The following is a 17,900-nucleotide window of genomic DNA, read 5'->3' on the forward strand; positions in this document are numbered from 1 at the left end:
CGGATTACCCATTCAAACATAGAACAAGATTTTGAAAGATCCTTGACCACAAAGCAAACGCTTGCACCGCGGAGCCGCGGAGTTTCGAAATCAAGAGATTCCTTCTCTGCGTTCTCCGCGTCTCGGCGGTGAGCTTTTGAGGTGAATGGCGCGGGCGTGTGCCTCAATCTTCACAGGATCCCTGCTGGATGACGGCTGGATGACAGTGGTGGTGGATACCTCGTGCGAGACAACAGCGTACGAATCGGGCTTGTTGCTGCCCACGGGCTTCGCGTTTCAGCTTGTCTCAAACGTGGCGTAGTGTGTTAATCCTGCCTCCTTTCTCCTTCAATCCCGCAGCAATGCCAAAATGATCTCCGCCGCCAGTTCGATCTCGCTGAGGCGAATGTGCTCGGCAGCGGTGTGCGCCTGCGCAATGTCGCCCGGGCCAAACACGATGGTCGGGATGCCGGCGCCGCACAAGATCGAGGCGTCGGTGGCATAGTGCGCGGTCTGCAACTCCGGCGTCCAGCCGGCCGCCTGGCAGGCAAGCAGCAGGCTGCGGCATGCCCGACTATTCTTCTCGACGTACACACCCGGCGCCTGCATATACGGCGGCTCGATGCGATATCCCGCAATTCCCTGCAGCGCCTGTTCAAGGCCGGCGCCAATCGTGTCATAATCATCGCCGGGCAGCAGGCGGTGATCGATTTCTATCGTGCAGACAGAGGGCACGGTGTTGACGGTTTCCCCGCCAAAAATCCTGCCGATATTCAGCGTTGCCGGACCCAGCTCCGGGTGGACTCGCTCTCCCAACTGTTGGCTGTAATGCTCCAGCCGTTTGATCACTTCTGCCATTTTGTAGATCGCGCTTTCTCCCAGCCAGGGCAGGGCGGCATGCGCGCTTTTGCCGTGCGTCCTCAGCAGGAAGCGGCACACACCTTTGTGCGCGTGAATCACCTGTAGCGAAGTCGGCTCGCTCGCGATCGCAAACGTCGCGGAGAGTCCCGACCGTGCCAGCCGTTTTGCCCCGCCGAAAGAAAATTCCTCATCATGCACCGCGGCCAATATCAGATTGCGCTGCCAGGCGTGACCGGCTTGCAGCATCTGCGCGATCGCATACAGATACACCGCCAAGCCCGATTTGGTGTCGCACGATCCGCGGCCGAACAACAAGCCATTCTCGATCTTCGGATCGAACGGTGCGATGCTCATGTTCTCGTGGGAAACCGTGTCCATGTGTGCTTCCAGCAGCAACGTCTCGGGCCGGCCGGCGTCGAGGCGGGCAATGACATTGGGATGCTCGGGATCAGGCGCCTCCACCTGCACGGCCACGCCCAGAGCCGTGAGAAACTGCGCCACGTAAGCGGCCACATGTTTCTCCGAGTAGATCTCACCGGTGAGATTCTTGCCCATGGGATTGACCGAGGGAATGGCAATCAAATCGCGGGCAATGGCAACGGCACGGTGCATGAGTCCGACTCCTTCTTTCTGGGTAGTTGCCGAAAGACAATGCTGAATTCAGGCTGTGACATGCGACGGTTGCAGTCAGCCGGAGATTCTGCCAGCGCAGCATCTTCCCTGCAAAGATTCATCTCGAGCAGCGACACTCTCGGCGGCCGGCAGGCCGGTGAGCTGCGCAGCTCCGGCAATCTAATCTCTCTGCGCAGATGTCCAAGAAAATTCTGCTGTGGCCCACAGCGCTTGCTTCTTGGAGGAGAAGCGGGAAATGACGACGCGCACTCACCATCCGCCGCACGCTTCGTGTAGGAAATGCCGACGCGCGTGTTGCCGATTCCGACACGAAAAGACGGCGCCGCACGACACCGCCGGGTGGGAAGACAACCTAATTGCCAGGATAACAATGGCTCACGCCATGCCTGCTGCTGCTGGAATGCTCTTTGCGTAAGCAGGGTGCGGCAATTACGGTATTTCCCCTTCACCGCAAGGAGGTGTAACATGTCGATTTTCGATAACCCCGAGGCCTTCTGGCTGAACATCACCAACATCGCGCTCGGCGTGGTCACGGTGGTTTGCATCGCGGCGGTCGCGTGGGTCGTGCTGCAGGAAGTGGTGCAACGCGTGCGTGGCCGGGTACCGTCGCTGGCCGTGCAGGATGATCATGCCTTTGTGATCCCGGAATTGGGCCTCACTATGGCAGACGGCGGCGAGCGGCTCGACCGGCCGGCACCGGCTTCCGGCGCGGCGCAGACACCACCCGAGGCGGCGCCCGCACCCGAGGATGAGCCACATATCATTCGCTCGGTTAATTGACGCGCCCGGCGCAGCAAACGAAGTTTGTTGTTCAGGAGCAAATCATGAGATGCCCATTTCTCAGAGAAGCACAAGTGAAGTTCTGCCAGGCTTCGCCTTTCCGCAAGATGATTGTGCGCACGCTCGGGCAGCCCGATCACGAGAGGTGCTCTTCTCCTGACTACGTCAACTGCCCGGCGGCCAAGCAGCACCATGAAGATCACCCCAGTATGGCGCACTGTCCATTTCTGACCGAATCGCTGGTGCAATACTGTTCCGCGGCGGCGGTGACGAAGTTCATTCCCTACAGTGAATCAGCGCTCTCGCGCTGCACCAACGACAGCCATCGTTATTGCGAGCTGTATGTGGCGCTCGCGCATGCCCAAGCGGACGCCGCCGATCCCGCGCCCGAGGCTCCGGCGGGCAACACTGAACCGCGCAGGTCGCCCGTGCCTGAGCATTTGTATTTCTCCCCCAATCACATGTGGATCGACCTCGACCGCGATGGCAGCTATCACCTCGGCGTCGATGCGTTATTCGCCACGGTCTTCGGCAACATTGACGCAGTGAGCTTCATGACCGCAAAAAGCGTGAGCCGGCCCGCGGCGGTGCTGACGGTGCAGGGCGTGGATTTGCAGATGGTGTTCCCCACGCCGCTGCTCATCACGCGCGCCAACGCCCAGTTGCGCAGCCATCCGGACCGCCTCGCCGCGGATCCCTACACGCTGGGCTGGCTGTTCGAAGGTACGGTGCCGCGCAACGCGCATGGCCACCCGGACACGACAGTGACGAACGGTTTGCGCCACGGCCAGGAAGCCCAGACCTGGCTGGAACACGAATTCGACCGGATGTCGCTGTTCGTGCACGAGCAGCTCGCCCACCACGATTTGCAGGGACAACCCTTGCTGGCGGACGGCGGCGGATTCAGCGACGGCTTTGTCAGGCATTTGAATCGCGACGAGATGCTGCACTTGTTCAACGAGTTCTTTTCGCCCTACGCGGGTTGGAGCAATCAGTCATGATGAGCAAAGGCACGTTGTGGTTTTGGGCGGGCGTGGCCGGCGCCCTCGCGCTGGGCTGGTTTGGCTTTCCCCGCGTTTTGTATCGCAACGTCGAGCAACCCCTGCAATTCAGCCATCAGGTGCATACCGGTGAAAGCGTGGGCATGTCCTGCAACGATTGCCACAGCTTCGCACCGGACGGCCGCTTCACCGGCATTCCCACCGTCGCCAAGTGCGCCGAGTGCCACAGCGCGCCGTTGGGCGAAACCGCGGCGGAACTGAAACTGGTCGAAGAGTACGTGACGCCCAATCGTGAAATTCCCTGGCTGGTCTATTCCCGCCAGCCGGATAATGCCTACTTTTCGCACATTCAGCACGTCCAGCTCGGCGGGATGGCCTGTGAGCAATGCCATGGCCCGCACGGCGCCAGCGAAACGCTGCGGCCGCTGCAGGTCAATCGCATCAGCGGCTACAGCCGTGATCTGTGGGGCCAGTCGCTCTCACGCTGGCGCAACCAACCGTGGGAAGGCAAGAAAATGGACGACTGTGTGCGCTGCCACAACCAAAACGGCAGGGCTTCGGGTTGCCTCGATTGTCACAAGTGAAGAGCACAAATTATGGCGATAAATATCACGCGGCGGGATCTTCTCAAGTTGGCCGGCGGCTCTGTTCTGGGATTCCTGTTTACTCCGGTTCCCTGGAAAACGCTCGATGATCTCGCCATCTGGACGCAAACCGGGCCGTGGGTGCCCAAACTGCCGCAGGGCGAACCTGCCACGCGTTTCAGCGCTTGCCCGCTCTGCCCCGCCGCCTGCGGCGTGCGCGCACGTTGCCTCGGCGGACAGCCGGTCAGTCTCACCGGGGTGGCCGGCCACCCGCTGAGCCACGGCGGCCTCTGCCCGCTGGGATTGGCCGCGCATCATCTCGCCTATCACCCGCAACGCGTGGTGCAGCCGCTGCGTTTGACGCGCGCGCACGGCCAGTTGCAGACTACACCGCTCACGCTCGAACAGGCACTGGCCGAGATCGCGCCGGTGCTGGCTGAGGCAAAATCCTCCGGTGAATACGTGGCGGTGCTCGATCAGCAGCCGGGCCGCATGCTTTCGCAGCGCTATCAACAATTTCTCGGCTTGTTTCCGCGCGCTGCGTACCTCGGCAATGACGGCGGTGAAGGTGCAACCTTGACTACCCTGCAATCGCTGTGCGAGCAGCCTTATGGCCCGCTCGGACTCGATCTGGAAAACACCGCTACGTTGCTCAGTTTCGGCGCGCCGCTGCTCGAGGGCTGGGGCACACCCGGACACATCAACCATCTGCGCCGTCTGCAGGCGGAAAACGGCAATGACCGGCGGTTGCAGCTCATTCAGATCGAAGCGCGGCAATCGCGCACTGCCCTGCAGAGCGACACCTGGCTACCGATCAAACCCGGCAGCGAGACCGCACTGGCGCTGGGCTTGGCGCAGGTGTTGATCAGCGAATCCTGGTGTGACCGCAGACGCTTGCAGCAACGCGCGGATGATTTTCAATGCGACGGCGGCCGCTCGTTTTGCGATCTGGTGGCGGATTTCACGCCCGCCCGCGTGGCAGCGATTACCGGCTTGCACGCCGAAATAATAGTGGCAACCGCGCGGCAGGCCGCGCAACATGCGCCCGCAATTGCCCTCGGCGGCAGTGATCCCGGCGCTGGGCCGCTGGGCACGATGGCGGAACTCGCGATTGCCAGCCTAAACGTGCTGCTGGACTCCGTGGGAGTCACGGGCGGAATCGTTCCGCGCCGTGCCCTGCCTGTGGGCGAAGAATTGCAATCCGCGGCTGCTTTGCCGATCACCAACATCGCGGACCTGCCGGAGCGATCGGTGCGCGTGCTTTTCCTGGACGCGGCGCAATCCGGCTATGCCCTGCCCTGGCAGTTGCTGGAAAGAAAACTGATACCCGAGACCGGCTGTGTGATCAGCCTCTCGCCTTATCTGACCGGTTTGGCGCAACATGCAAACTATGTGATCCCCGCGCCGGCGCCTTTTGAAGCGTTGCAGGAAGGAGTGACCCCGGGTGGCGCGGCGGTGGCCTCCTTCACCATTTCCCCTCCGCTGCTGGCGGCCCCGGCCACCGTGGTGGAACCGGCAGAGCTGCTCAATCACCTGGCTGCTGCGCTCGCGCTGAACTGGACGAGCTTCACGGCCGCGGATCTGCTGCGGCAGCGCGTTGCGGCTTTGCAGCAAGCCAGCCGCGGCCGCGTCTTCACCTTCCCGGAGGAACAATGGCAGGAAGTGGCCGCAGTGGGATCAGCCGAGCAGTTGTGGGAGATATTTGCCTCCGGCGCCTGCTGGCAGGATGAAACTACTCCTGCCGCGCGGCTGCCACGCCTGCGTTTGCTGGGAAAATCAAGCGAGAACTTCGAGCGGTTGCGCACTGCCGGGGCAAGCCCTCCGGCGTTGCAGAACCAAACCGCCGGCTCGCTGCTGTTGCTGCCGTTCGGCTGGCGCGGCGCGGTGGGAAATGGCCAAGTCTCGCCGGTGTTGAGCAAGATCTATCAAGAATCGGGGCTGCATGAGCTGGCCAATCATGCCTATCTCAATCCCGCGACCGGCCGCAGCCACGGCCTGGAGAGCGACGGCCCGGCGCTGTTGCAGACGCCAGCCGGCAACCTGCGCGTGCAGCTTCATCTGGACCGCGCGGTACCGCCCGGTGTGGTGCAGGTTGCGGTGGCCCCGTTGCCCAACGGCAGCACCAACGAATTGAATGAAAACGTGCTGGCCCTCTGCGCGCTGCAGGCAGATGGAACGTGGCGGTTGACGCCAGCGCAGGTGGCAAAGGTGTGAGGCTATGGACAGAACCGAAACAAGCAAATTGCGCTACGGCATGGTGATCGATCTTGATCGCTGCGATGGTTGTGGGGCCTGCATGGTGGCCTGTGCGGTGGAGAATAACGTGCCGCCGGCGCAGCCCCGCACCAATGACCGCACCGGCCTGACCTGGTTGCGCGTCTTCAAAGTGGAAAATGGCGCCGACTATCCTGCCAGCCGCAGCGTGTTCGTGCCCATGCCCTGCCAGCAATGCGAACTGGAGACCCCGTGCGTCTCGGTTTGCCCGCAAAATGCCGTGGAAGTCGATCAAGCCACGGGCATCGTCACGCAGGTGCCGGTACGCTGTTTGGGTTGCCGCTATTGCATGACCGCCTGTCCGTATCATGCGCGCTATTTCAACTGGTGGGATCCGGAATGGCCGGCGGGCATGGAGAAAACGCTGAATCCCGACGTGGCGCCACGCATGCGCGGCGTGGTGGAGAAATGCAATTTCTGCCACGGCCGGCTGCAAGCTGCCCGCGCCCAAGCCGCGGCCGAGGGCCGGCGCGAGCCAAGGGAAGATGAATACGTTCCCGCGTGCGTCGAGGCCTGCCCGCGAGGCGCAATCGTGTTCGGCGACCTCGCCGACCCGAACAGCAAAGTAGCGCAATTGGCACAGCAGCCCGACACGTTTCAGTTTCTCGTGCGGCTGGGCACTGCCCCGAAAGTACACTATCACTCCCGCCAACCCTGGGTGCAGCGCATGGTGGAAGCCGGCCTGACGCGAACCAAAAAGGAGAGCGCGAATGGATAAGCATCTCATACCCCGCGGCGTGCAGCGCAGCCCGTTTTGGCAATTCCTGTTGTGGATGGCGCCCTGGGCTATGGTGCTGGCGGTCGGCCTGTATGCCATGTACCTGTGCTTCGCCGTGGGGTTGAATCAAACCAACATGGACAACCGCTTCGCCTTCGGCTTGTGGATCTATCTCGATCTCACCGTGATCGCGCTGGGCGCCGGCGCCTTTTTCACCGGTTTCCTGCTTTATCTCCTGCGCCGTGACGAGCTGAAAGCAGTGATCAACAGCGCGGTGGTGTTGGGGTTCATCTGCTACAGCGGCGCCATCGTCGTGCTCATGGTGGACGTCGGCCAGCCGCTGCGCGCCTGGTTCACCTTTTGGCATCCCAATGTGCACTCGATGCTCACCGAAGTGACTTTCTGCCTGACCTGCTACCTCGTAGTGCTGGCCATCGAGTATGCCCCGATCGTGCTGAAGAACCGCAAGATCCGGCAGATTCCCTCGTTTCTGGTGTTCGAGTTCGAATTGCACAAGCTCATGTACGTGTTCGCGGGCGTGGGCACGTTTCTGTCCTTCTTCCATCAAGGCTCGCTGGGCGGCTTGTACGGCGTGTTGCGCGGCCGGCCCTTCGCGTTTCGCGAGGCCATCGGCATTTGGCCTTCGACTTTCTTCTTGTTCATCCTGTCCGCCGCGGCCGTTGGACCGAGCTTCATCATGTTGACCACCTGGTTGGTATCGAAACTCTCGAAAAAGACGCTGGTCAAGCCCGAAGTCTTCCGTCTGCTGGCCAAAGTCTCAGGCGCGCTGTTGATCGTCTACGTCCTGTTCAAGGCGGTCGACACGCTCATCTGGATCAACAGCACTTCACCGGGCGCGGGCTTTCCGGCCTTTGAATACTACAGCCGCCGTGAATTCGGCACCTGGATTCTGTTTACGGAAATCGTGGTGCTGGGGCTGGTGCCGGCCTTGATGCTGCTCTACCGGCGCCGGCACCACAGCATGCCGTGGCTGATCTCGGCGGCCTTTCTCGCCTGCGCCGGCGTGGCCTTGAATCGCTTCGTGATGACGATTCAAACCCTGGCCCTGCCGACGCTGCCGTTCGATGCGTTTCTGTCGTATGTGCCGAGCTGGCAGGAAGTGGCCACCTTCATGGCAATCGTCGCCTACGGCGTGCTGGTTTACTCGCTGTCATTCCGTTATCTCTCCCTCTTCCCGCAAGAGAGAGAATTGAACTATGCTCATGCGGGAGCGCCGGAGAACGGCCGGACTTCGCGCTGGTTCGCTTTTGCCGATCGCAACCGGGCGGCACGCGTTCCAGCCGGTCAGTGGTAAGGCCGGAACACGGCCGCCATCCCGGCAACCAGTTCACTTTCGTGGAGGTTTGCAATGTTACCCTGGGCGCATGGTTTCACGTGGGATATCGGCCACCTCATCTTCCTGGGCATCTTCTACAGCGTCGTGCTGGTGATTTTCGTCACCGTTGCCCGCGCGCTGTGGCGTGCCCGCCAGGATTTCAAGCGCCAAAAGCAGGAAGAGATCGTGTGGGAAGCCAGTTTTGAGGACTTGCCCGCCACCGCACGCGTGTGCCGGCACGAGCTGCGCGGTGCTGTGGCGCAGCGCCAGTGTGACCATGAATTCGACTGCCGCACCTGCAGCAATCACCCCAAGATTCTCGCGCAAGCACCGCTGCCGGCAGTCGCCGCCCAAGACAAAGATGAAGAAGTCTTCGGTTTGCATCTGCCGTTGGATCGCTTCTACCATCGCGGCCACACCTGGGCGCGGCCCGAGCCGGACGGCACCGTCACCGTCGGTCTCGATGATCTGGGCGCGCGCCTCCTCGGTGAGCCGGATGGCGTCGAACTGCCGCAGGTCGGCACAGCCGTGCAGATAAACGGCACCGGCTGGCATCTGCGCAAACAAAAGAGCCGGCTGCGCATTCTGTCTCCGGTGGCAGGTGAAGTGATTGCGACCGGCGGCCCGGGCCAAGGCTGGTATTTGCGCGTGCGGCCGCACGGCGACCGCTTGGACACCCGCCATTTGCTGCGCGGCGCCGAGATCAGGCCGTGGATCATGCGGGAACTGGAGAGATTGCAGTTTGCTCTCGCGCCGGCCGGCGTGGGCCTCACCCTTGCGGATGGCGGCGTGCCGGTGGAAGACATCGCCAAAAGCGATCCGCAAGCAGACTGGGATTCGGCATTGGGAGATCTGCTGCTGCAACCGTAGATTGCAGGGAATTCGCAGCCTCGACTCCGACCTCCGCTTTGTTCAAAAAAAAACGCCCGGGCGGCCCAATGCCACCGCCCGGGCGTTCCATTTCAAAAACCGCTTCAGCGCGATTCGCGAGTCACTCCCGCATTCTTCACCGCCTGGGCGGTTCAATCACCGCTGCGTTGTGACCTTGATTTGCAGGAGTGACTCCGAGTGTCATTCCGAAGGAATCTGGTGAGGGACTTGGCCTGTGCTCAAATCTTCACAAAATCCTCGCAGGTGACCTTGGCACTGACGATACGATTCAAGACCACAGACCACGACAGCCGCCCTCAGCGCGGAATGTTGTATTTCTTGATGCGATCGTACAGTGTGGAGCGGTCGATGCCCAGCGTCGCGGCGGCTTCCTTGATGTTGCCCTGCGTGCGCTGCAACGTCGCGACGATCACCTGCTTCTCCACTTCCTCCAGCGACATGTTGGCGGGCGGCACCCAGCCGCGGCGTTCCGGCTTGTTGTGATTCAGGAACGCGAAGTCTTCTTCAGTGAGCACCCGCGCGCGGCAGGTCACCATCGCGCGCTCGACGGCGTTCTCCAGCTCGCGCACATTGCCCGGCCATTCATAATCCAACAGCACGCGCAACGCGCCCTCGGTGAGATCGTCCACTTCCTTGCCCAATTCATGAGACAGGCGCTCGACGAAATGGCGGGCGAGCAGCGGAATGTCTTCGCGCCGTTCGCGCAAGGGCGGGATGTGAATATTGATGACATTCAAGCGGTAAAACAAATCATCGCGGAAGGTGCCGCGCTGCACCGCCTCCTGCAGGTCGACATGGCTGGCGGCGATCACCCGCACGTCGACGTGAATTTCATCGGAGCCGCCGACGCGATAAAAGCTCCGTTCCTGCAACACGCGCAGGAGATCCATTTGCAGTTTGGGCGAAATATCGCCGATTTCGTCCAGGAAAATCGTGCCGCCCTCGGCCAGCTCGAACTTGCCCTTCTTCTGCGCCACCGCGCCGGTGAAGGCGCCCTTTTCATGGCCGAACAATTCTGATTCCAGCAGGGTTTCCGCCAGCGCGGCGCAGGACACGCCGATGAACGGCCGTTCGGCGCGGTGGCCGGAGTAGTGAATGGCGCGTGCGATCAGCTCCTTGCCGGTGCCGCTTTCGCCGTGAATCAGCACGGTGCTGCGCAGGCTGGCGATATCGCGAATGAGCGCGAAGAGATCGAGCATCCTGGGATGCTTGCTGATGATGTCGTGAAAGCTGTAGTGCCGGGTGAGCTTCTTGCGCAGGATGATGTTCTCGCGCTGCAGGTTTTTGACCTTGATGATGCGGTTGACCAGCAGGGAAATCTCGCTGGGGTTGCAGGGTTTCACGATGTATTCCTGCGCGCCCTCTTTCATGGCGGTGATGGCGGTGTCAACCGTGGCATAGGCGGTGATGATGATGATGGCGGCCTCGGCATGCAGCTTGCGGATTTCCATCATCGTCTCGATGCCGTCCATGCCGCCCGGCATCTTGAGATCGACGAAGTAGATGGCGTAATCCTTGGCGCGGGCTTTGGCAACGGCTTCGGCGCCGGCGGCGGCAGTGTCCACCACGAAACCGTCCTCGCGCAGCCAGGCCGCCAGGGACTCGCGCATGACTTCTTCATCATCCACCACCAGGATTTCCCAAGGCATTTTCATGGCTGTTCCTCCGTGCGCAACATGTCCGGCGACCGCAGCAACTGCAGGCTCTCGCGCAGCACAATGGTGCAATTGGCACAAAAATTCTCGCCCTTGCCATCGACCTGCTGAATTGTGGTCGACAGCGACATCGGGCATTTACGCTCGAGGCAGTGGGTCAATCCAAACGTATGGCCCATTTCATGAACCGTTTCCTTGCAGGCGCGCGCCAACAGCAAAGGCGGATTGGCCGGCAACTGGTAGAACTCCTGGCGCAGGCGCGCCAGCGAGACGATGGCAAGCGTACCGTTCAACTGCGCCTGGCCAAACACAAAACTGAGCATGGGGATAAACAAATCCTTTTCGGTGAGGGCGAGCAGACGCACGGCCTGCGGCGGGCAAAAGCGCAGCAACTCGCGCATGATGGCGATGACGCTGTACTGCTGGCGCGCCGGCTCCCAGGCAAACTCCGGCTCGCCCAGCGGCGCCAGCCGTTGCGATTCCAATCCGAAGTGCCGTCCGAGACAGAGTTCGATCTCGGCAAGCACTTCGGCTGCGACCGCGCCGACCGTAACCACCGCCACCGTTTTCACCGCGGCCGCCCGTTGACCGGTGACGCCACCGCGGCCGGCTCCTCCTCCGAAACCGGCAGGGTCACGATGAAGCGCGTGCCCTCGCCCACCCGGCTTTTCACTTCAATGTCCCCGCCGTGCGCGTCGATAATGCCATACACCACCGACAAGCCCAACCCGACGCCCTTGCCCTCGCCTTTGGTGGTGAAGAACGGATCAAAAATCTTGGTCAAATGATCCGGCGGAATGCCCTCGCCGTCATCCTGCACTTCCAAAATCACGTTGCGCGCCTGGGCCTGGCTGTGCGAGCGGATGGTAAGACGTCCCTTGCTGTGCGTCTGGGTCGCCTCCGCGCCGTTCATCACCAGATTGATCACCACCTGCTGCATCTGCGAGCTGTCGCAGCGCACCGGCGGCAAATCCTCGGCGAGCTGCAATTCCACCTCCACGTTGTTGAGCTTGAGCTTGTGGGAAAGCAGCGAGAGCGTGCTGCGCACGATGGCGTTCAAGTCGGCGCGCGTGCTTTGCGGTTTGGAGCGCCGCGAGAAGGCCAGCAAATCGCTGACGATGCGGCCGACGCGCGAGGTTTCATTGACCACCTGGCCGAGATACTTGCGGAAATCCGGCAGGCGGTTCGGCGGAATGCCGTCATCGGTGAGAATGCGCTGCATCAACATGGAGAGATTGAGCACGCCGGAGAGCGGGTTGTTGATCTCGTGCGCCACGCTGGCGGAAAGCTGGCCCAGCGAGGCCAGGCGGTCGCTTTGCAGCAATTTTTGATGCGCCACTTTGAGCTGCTCGGTGCGCTCCGCCACTTTGGTCTCCAGGCTCTGCGCGAATTCGTTGGTCTCCGAAATCGCCGCTTGCAGCCGCTCGCGCATGAGGTTGAACGAGTGTGCCAGCTCAGCCAATTCCTCGCTGGACTCGATCTCGATCGGGCGATCGAGCTGCATCTTGCTCACCGCGCGCGTGCCTTCGACCAGCTTTTGAATCGGCTTGCTCACGAAGTAGCGCGTGAAAAGGATGATGAACAACGCGATGAGCAGGACGTGAATCGCGGTCACCCCCACCATGCGGACTTCCGCCGCGGTCATTTCGCGATCCACCGGCGCCAAATCCAGCGAGACGTCGAGCACGCCCAGCACCGTCAAATCGGAGGGGTGGGCGTGGCAAGCAGCCTGGCTGCAAGCCGGTTCGTTGTAAATCGGGGTGACCATCGCCAATTGGCGCTCGCCGTCCGGCCCGCTGAAAATGCGGGCGCGCGAAGGCACGTCGACGCGCACCAAGGGCTGCGCGCTGGCGTGGCAAAGATAACAGGCCTCGGCAAACTTGTCGACCTGCACTTCGTCACCAGCCGTGGTCGAGAACATCACCCGCCCTTCTTTGTTGAAAATGCGGATGCGCTTGATCCCCTGCTTCAGGGCAATGGTCTGCATCACTTCGTAAGCCGCTTCGCGATGGTCGGCCAGCATGGCATGCCAGGTGGCACTGGTAATACTCTTCGAAAGCTGATCCGCTCCGACAATCATGGCATCCTGCAACCGTTGTTGCTGACTCTGCAGGTTGATGAAACCGGAGAGCCCCTCCATCAGACCGATGATGAGCGTCAAGGAGAGAATCAGCTTCACCGCCAGCTTCTGAGGGATGATTTTCATGGCAGGTTCCGTGCAGCTTCTGCAGGCTCCACTTCAGCGGTTGCACGCCTTCGCGATGAAGGTCATGAACCGAGTGATTGCGATGCTACTGCCGTAGAGGAAAATCAATACAAGCGCCATGCCAGAAAGCGCCTTTGAAAATTAAAGAGATACATTCAGAAAAAGGAAGGCAAGCAGGCGGGATTCTCGATGGTGAGAAAGTTCCGTAGCGAAGCTGCAAAAAGCCGTCAGGCACCGCGCCCGCGGGCAGAGCTGGGTGACTCGGGTTCCGCTGACGGGAGTCAGAACCTCAAACCACAAGCTCTCGCCAGACAAACCGGCCGCGCTCGGATTCGGCGCAGGTAGAACTCATCCTCCAGCTTCTCTCAGATCGCGCCGCAGGAGGATGATTTCCAGGCATGCCCGGGTTGCGCGGCCGGCTCTCCGGCCATGCCAAAACTCACGGCTACAATTTGAAATGATCGAGACGGTGCGCGATCTCGCGAGTCCGTTGATAGAGCAACAAATAGTCCTGATAGAGCTGATCATAGCTTTGCCTGCGACTGCTGTCAGGCCGAATGATGCCCTTGGCCCGCACCCAGTGTTCGAGATCATCACGTTGCAATACGCCGGCCGCCAGCCCCGCCAGGAAAGCATCGCCAAAGCTGGCGCCGATCGTTATCTCCGGAACGACTTGCGGAACGGCAGAGATATCCGAGACAATTTGGAGCCAGGTCGTGCTCTTGGTGCCGCCACCGACAGCAATAATCCGCTTCACCTCCGCGCCGACTTGGTTGAACGCCTCGATGTTGTGACGAATGCCGTAGCCCACGCCTTCCAGAACAGCGCGGAACAAATGCGCCCGCGAATGCGCCAGCGTGAGTCCGGCAATGACGCCGCGCGCTTTGGGATCATTGATGGGCGTGCGCTCACCGCTGAAGTAAGGCAGTACCAGCAATCCGCCGGCACCGGGCGCCACGGACTCCGCTTGTTGAAAAAGCGTCGCGTAAGCGGATTCATCTGGAAGATCAGCGGCCAGTTCATCGCGAAACCAGCGCGTGAGCGAGCCGGTGGTGGCCATGCCGGCGGCGAGATTGTATTGCCTTTGAAATGCGCCGGCCACGGTCCACATGCGCGGATCGGGCGTGGGCTTGCCGACCACCAAAATGAAAAAGGCCGTGCTGCCGTACATGATCATCAAATCACCGGGTTGTACAGCGCCAACACTGATACCTTCGCTCAACGCATCGACCGCGCCCACCGCCACTGGCGTACCAACTTTGAGGCGGGTCTCGGCTGCGCCCAGCGCACTCACGCGCCCGGCAAGTTCGTCACTCCAGCCCAAGCGCGGTAACCGGTCAAGCGGCGCAATGTGCTCAGCAAAACGCGGTGACCATTCCAGCTTGGCAATATCCATCAGCGGCATGTAGTGACTGGCGGTGTGGCGATCCATCACTTTCTCACCCGTCAAACGGTAGATGAGATAACTGCTGGCGGTGGTGAGATGCGCGGTGCGCTGCCACACCTCAGGCTCATGGCGCTGCAGCCAAAGAATCTTCGGCCCGACGGCCTGACTGCTCAACGCCATGCCCGAGAAGGCGTAGATATTGTCTTCACCGAGTTTTTGGTTGAGCCATTCAATCTCAGCGCTGGCACGCGCATCGACGCCATAGAGAATGCCCTTGCGCAACGGCTTGCCGGACTGATCCAACGGCAACAGGCAGGGCCCAATCGCGCTCACTGCTAGGCCGGCAACGTCGTCGCCCGAGTAGGGATGGCCATCCAGCAATGCGCGGCAAATCTTGACCACGTCGCCCCACCACACGGCCTCGGCATCCTGCTCTGCCCAACCGGTGCGCGGTACTTCCATTTCATGTTCGACAACTTCCGTGCGCAGCACTTTGCCGTCCGGCTCGACCAACACGCCCTTGCTGCTGTAGGTGCCGACATCGATACCAAGCAAGAGTGATCCCATTTCAGCCCGCCTTTACTGTGCCGCACAGCCGCACGGTTAATCCCATTTCCGCGAACATCGCCGCCTTGGCTGCCAGCGCTCGATCAGCCGCTTTGGCGGAGGGCGAGTAAGCCACCTGCACGTGGTTGGATTTGTGTTTTGCCATCATTTGATCGCGCGAGACGCCGTGCAGCAGCGCGTGCATGATTGGCCATTGCGGCGTGGTTGCCTGCCAGCGCCGCTCGGTTTCTGCAGCGGGAAGCGCGACCGCGGTGCCGCGGCCGACATCCGCACACAGCCGGCTGCGTTCGACATACACGCGACTCCACACAATCTCCCCGGGCTTGCTCACGCCTTTGAGGGTACCGCCGCCCAAACGGAAATACATCGGCGGCTGCCGTTCCGAAGTGGCGCCGGCATATCCGCCGGCCAAATGCGAAGCAGGCGCAGCTCCCGAAATCATGAACAGCCAGACGAATTCGTCGATACCCTCACCGCGATAATGCTCACCCCAGCGCAAATCGTGCAAGGTCGTGGCGGGATCAAAACCCATCGCGCGCCACACACGATTCGTCACCAGCGCATCCACGGCACTGCCTTCATCCACTTCATTGAAATGCGGCACCGGCTGCCCGGCAAACAATTCTTCGCTCGTCCCCTTGCGATAAACCGGCGGCCGTTCGACATTGTTCAACAAACCTTCAGCCAGATCCGAGGCCGGCGCCATGTCTTTCAAGCCCTGTTGATACTGAATGCCGATGGCATCGCAGCGGAATTCAGCCGCGAGGCGCACCGCCGCTATGTACATCTGCAATTGCTCGAGAATCTGGGCGTCGGTCAATTCCGTCTCTTCATTCGTGCCGGTGAGGAAGCGCATGCCACGCTGCTCCAGCCACTGCCGCGCCGACAACGCTTCGGCCTCCGTCACCTCGCGCATCGCCGCCACCAACGCCGACTGGCTCATGCGTTCCTTGTACAAGCCCGTCGGATTCAGCAATTCATCATCGATGATGGCGTTGTACATGCCCATGCAGCCTTCATCAAACACGCCGAGAATCGCCTTTTCATGCTTCAATTGCCGCGCCAGCGCAATGCCGAGCCGGGCTTCTGCTTTCGGCAACTTGCTGACATCAAGCGCTCGCACGTGCGAGAGATCATGCCGAATCTTGCCGGTTTGCAGCCACTTCTGCACGTTTTTGAGAAAAAATGAATCTGTAAAATCTTTGCTCCAAATCGTGCAGTAAGTCACGCCCATTTTGGTAAGCGAGCCGTTGAGATTCAGCAAGCCCACCAAGCCCGGCCATTGCCCGCTCCAATTCGCGACTGTGAGAATTGGACCGCGATGATCGCGCAAACCCGCGAGTACGTGATAGCTGTACTGCCACACCGCCTCCGCCACAATCAAAGGCGCCTCCGGCGGAATGTTTTGAAACACCTTCATGCCCATGCGCTGATTCCAAATGAAGCCATGCCCCAGCACGGGATCGTACGCATGCGCGCGCACCACCGTGGCACCCATCCCCTGCAAAGCGGCGCTCAGGCGTTGCTCCATTTCCAATTGCGCCGGCCAGCAGGTTTGGTTGGCGGCGAGACGTAAATCGCCACTGGCAATCAAATAAACCTCACCGCGTTTACAGCGCGGCGGTTTGTTCAACTTGGGAACTCGATAGGCATTCATCAAAACGGCTCCACTTTGAGTAAACCGGCGGCCGGAGCTTGTCAGCGGCAAGCATTCTCTCTCGCGGCGCGCCGGCAAGCTATTCTAACCGGCGGCTTCCATCAGCATCACCAGACGGAACAATTGTTCTTCATAAAGCTGCTGCAGCGCCGCCACCTCGTCAGCGGGCAGCGTTGCGAAATCAGAAGTATTCTCGATGGCCTGCTGCACCGTCTTGATGCCGGGGATCACGGCCGCAATCTCGGGGAAGCTCAACACGAAGCTCAAACTGAAGGTCACCGGCGAGAGTTGCAGGCGCTGTTGCCGCTGCCAAACCGGTGCGAGCGCCGTTTCGGCTTCCTGCAGAATCGCGGGCGTCAGCCGAAATTGACGGTGATCATCGGAATGAAAGCGGGTGTGGCGGTCGAATTTGCCGGCCAGCAAGCCGAACTGCAGCGGCATGCGCGCGATGATGCCATAGCCCTGCGCCGCCGCGCGTGTCAGTAGACCGGCAGCACGTTGATTGATGATATTGAACACCAGTTGCAAGCCGTTGCCCAAGCCGCGTTGCAGCAGAAATTCCGCTTCCGGATGGGGATGGAAGGTATTGAGCGAGAGTCCCCAGTATCGAATTTTGCCCTGCTCCTGCAGCCGCGTCATCGCCTCCAGGCATTCCCCGTCTGCGAGATGCGCCACTTTCGCAGAATGCAATTGATAGTAGTCGATGGTGTCACGGCGCAGCCGGCGCAGGCTGGCCTCGCACGCCGCGAGAATATGCGCCCGCGAATAATCGAGTACAATGCGGTTGTCCTGCTCCAACCGGTGCCCGACTTTGGTGGCGACCAGCATGCCGGGGCGATTGCCGAAAGCCCGGCCGATCAAGGTTTCGGAATGCCCCAGTCCGTAGAAATCCGCCGTATCGATGAAATTGATGCCGCGCTCGGCCGCAGCATGCAGCGCAGCCATGGATTCGGCATCATCCACCCTGCCCCAGCCGATGGGTGTCGGCCCGGCCATCGCCGGCCCACCGATGCCCCACGCCCCAAAACCGATTTCGCTCACCTGCAAATCCGTCTTGCCGAACTTTCTGAGCTTCATATGATCACCACTCACTTTCTGTCCGTGGGCGCGCTGCTGGAACAGGACTAGCACGACGGCAGGAAGTATAGCAATTATATCCAAACATTCAAGCGCCGAACAGGGAACATGAACACGGCTGGCCCGGCGGCCCGGCAAGATGAAATGGGTTGACATTGCCGGGCGATTTGGCCATATTTTTCGCGCGCGTCATCATCCGCAGGCAGGACCCGCACCTCCACCTGCCGGACGCGCGTGCAAAGTATCTCGATTCCGCGCCAACCTATCCCGCACCGCAAGGCTCTTTCATCTCAG

At 61.0% G+C, this 17,900-nt stretch carries 14 protein-coding genes; 7 read left to right on the top strand and 7 right to left on the bottom strand.

Going from position 1 to position 17,900, the window contains the following annotated elements; translation table 11 throughout:
- Positions 1 to 327 precede the first annotated feature (327 nt).
- Positions 328 to 1,452, bottom strand: coding sequence for an ArgE/DapE family deacylase (locus L6R21_13485; protein MCK6560203.1), 1,125 nt, complete (start codon positions 1,450 to 1,452; stop codon positions 328 to 330).
- A gap of 486 nt (positions 1,453 to 1,938) precedes the next feature.
- Between L6R21_13485 and L6R21_13490 the strand changes: the two genes are divergently transcribed.
- Genes L6R21_13490 through L6R21_13520 form a run of 7 tightly spaced genes read left to right on the top strand, consistent with a single transcriptional unit; the run spans position 1,939 to position 9,036 of the window.
- On the top strand, positions 1,939 to 2,253 hold the full coding sequence (locus L6R21_13490) for a hypothetical protein (protein ID MCK6560204.1): 315 nt from the start codon (positions 1,939 to 1,941) through the stop codon (positions 2,251 to 2,253).
- A gap of 44 nt (positions 2,254 to 2,297) precedes the next feature.
- Positions 2,298 to 3,254 carry a hypothetical protein gene (locus L6R21_13495; GenBank protein MCK6560205.1) on the top strand — a complete coding sequence of 319 codons (957 nt, stop codon included), beginning with the start codon at positions 2,298 to 2,300 and terminating at the stop codon, positions 3,252 to 3,254.
- Positions 3,251 to 3,838, top strand: a complete 588-nt coding sequence (locus tag L6R21_13500; protein ID MCK6560206.1) for a cytochrome c family protein — start codon at positions 3,251 to 3,253, stop codon at positions 3,836 to 3,838. The genes L6R21_13495 and L6R21_13500 overlap by 4 nt, the downstream gene beginning before the upstream one ends.
- 12 nt (positions 3,839 to 3,850) lie before the next feature.
- The gene (locus L6R21_13505) at positions 3,851 to 6,052 is read left to right on the top strand and encodes a molybdopterin-dependent oxidoreductase (GenBank protein MCK6560207.1); all 2,202 of its coding nucleotides are present in this window, start codon (positions 3,851 to 3,853) and stop codon (positions 6,050 to 6,052) included.
- A gap of 4 nt (positions 6,053 to 6,056) precedes the next feature.
- The gene (locus tag L6R21_13510) at positions 6,057 to 6,830 is read left to right on the top strand and encodes a 4Fe-4S dicluster domain-containing protein (GenBank protein MCK6560208.1); all 774 of its coding nucleotides are present in this window, start codon (positions 6,057 to 6,059) and stop codon (positions 6,828 to 6,830) included.
- Complete coding sequence (gene nrfD / locus L6R21_13515) at positions 6,823 to 8,145, top strand: polysulfide reductase NrfD (GenBank protein MCK6560209.1); 1,323 nt, start codon at positions 6,823 to 6,825, stop codon at positions 8,143 to 8,145. Before L6R21_13510 ends, nrfD begins: the two co-directional genes overlap by 8 nt.
- A gap of 54 nt (positions 8,146 to 8,199) precedes the next feature.
- Positions 8,200 to 9,036, top strand: coding sequence for a glycine cleavage system protein H (locus L6R21_13520; GenBank protein MCK6560210.1), 837 nt, complete (start codon positions 8,200 to 8,202; stop codon positions 9,034 to 9,036).
- A gap of 317 nt (positions 9,037 to 9,353) precedes the next feature.
- Here the strand turns inward: L6R21_13520 and L6R21_13525 are convergent, their stop codons facing one another.
- The 6 genes from L6R21_13525 to L6R21_13550 form a co-directional block, all read right to left on the bottom strand.
- Positions 9,354 to 10,712 (bottom strand): sigma-54 dependent transcriptional regulator, encoded by a 1,359-nt coding sequence (locus L6R21_13525; GenBank protein ID MCK6560211.1) that lies wholly within the window; start codon positions 10,710 to 10,712, stop codon positions 9,354 to 9,356.
- Positions 10,709 to 11,284, bottom strand: a complete 576-nt coding sequence (locus L6R21_13530) for an archaemetzincin family Zn-dependent metalloprotease (GenBank protein MCK6560212.1) — start codon at positions 11,282 to 11,284, stop codon at positions 10,709 to 10,711. The genes L6R21_13525 and L6R21_13530 overlap by 4 nt, the downstream gene beginning before the upstream one ends.
- Positions 11,281 to 12,918 (bottom strand): ATP-binding protein, encoded by a 1,638-nt coding sequence (locus L6R21_13535; protein ID MCK6560213.1) that lies wholly within the window; start codon positions 12,916 to 12,918, stop codon positions 11,281 to 11,283. Before L6R21_13535 ends, L6R21_13530 begins: the two co-directional genes overlap by 4 nt.
- Before the next feature lie 445 nt (positions 12,919 to 13,363).
- Positions 13,364 to 14,872 (bottom strand): FGGY-family carbohydrate kinase, encoded by a 1,509-nt coding sequence (locus tag L6R21_13540; protein ID MCK6560214.1) that lies wholly within the window; start codon positions 14,870 to 14,872, stop codon positions 13,364 to 13,366.
- A gap of 1 nt (position 14,873) precedes the next feature.
- Entirely contained in the window at positions 14,874 to 16,529 is a 1,656-nt protein-coding gene (locus L6R21_13545) for a fucose isomerase (protein MCK6560215.1), read from the bottom strand.
- 84 nt (positions 16,530 to 16,613) lie between these two features.
- Positions 16,614 to 17,606 carry an aldo/keto reductase gene (locus L6R21_13550; protein MCK6560216.1) on the bottom strand — a complete coding sequence of 331 codons (993 nt, stop codon included), beginning with the start codon at positions 17,604 to 17,606 and terminating at the stop codon, positions 16,614 to 16,616.
- Between the last annotated feature and the right edge of the window lie 294 nt (positions 17,607 to 17,900).

It is taken from the genome of bacterium, from assembly GCA_023150945.1.
Lineage (GTDB): Bacteria > Zhuqueibacterota > Zhuqueibacteria > Zhuqueibacterales > Zhuqueibacteraceae > Coneutiohabitans.

Coding starts and splice junctions, on each gene's coding strand:
- L6R21_13535 (MCK6560213.1), bottom strand. CDS start 12,918: ATGAAAATCATCCCTCAGAAGCTGGCGGTGAAGCTGATTCTCTCCTTG.
- nrfD (MCK6560209.1), top strand. CDS start 6,823: ATGGATAAGCATCTCATACCCCGCGGCGTGCAGCGCAGCCCGTTTTGG.
- L6R21_13520 (MCK6560210.1), top strand. CDS start 8,200: ATGTTACCCTGGGCGCATGGTTTCACGTGGGATATCGGCCACCTCATC.
- L6R21_13500 (MCK6560206.1), top strand. CDS start 3,251: ATGATGAGCAAAGGCACGTTGTGGTTTTGGGCGGGCGTGGCCGGCGCC.
- L6R21_13550 (MCK6560216.1), bottom strand. CDS start 17,606: ATGAAGCTCAGAAAGTTCGGCAAGACGGATTTGCAGGTGAGCGAAATC.
- L6R21_13540 (MCK6560214.1), bottom strand. CDS start 14,872: ATGGGATCACTCTTGCTTGGTATCGATGTCGGCACCTACAGCAGCAAG.
- L6R21_13490 (MCK6560204.1), top strand. CDS start 1,939: ATGTCGATTTTCGATAACCCCGAGGCCTTCTGGCTGAACATCACCAAC.
- L6R21_13505 (MCK6560207.1), top strand. CDS start 3,851: ATGGCGATAAATATCACGCGGCGGGATCTTCTCAAGTTGGCCGGCGGC.
- L6R21_13545 (MCK6560215.1), bottom strand. CDS start 16,529: ATGAATGCCTATCGAGTTCCCAAGTTGAACAAACCGCCGCGCTGTAAA.
- L6R21_13495 (MCK6560205.1), top strand. CDS start 2,298: ATGAGATGCCCATTTCTCAGAGAAGCACAAGTGAAGTTCTGCCAGGCT.
- L6R21_13485 (MCK6560203.1), bottom strand. CDS start 1,452: ATGCACCGTGCCGTTGCCATTGCCCGCGATTTGATTGCCATTCCCTCG.
- L6R21_13525 (MCK6560211.1), bottom strand. CDS start 10,712: ATGAAAATGCCTTGGGAAATCCTGGTGGTGGATGATGAAGAAGTCATG.
- L6R21_13510 (MCK6560208.1), top strand. CDS start 6,057: ATGGACAGAACCGAAACAAGCAAATTGCGCTACGGCATGGTGATCGAT.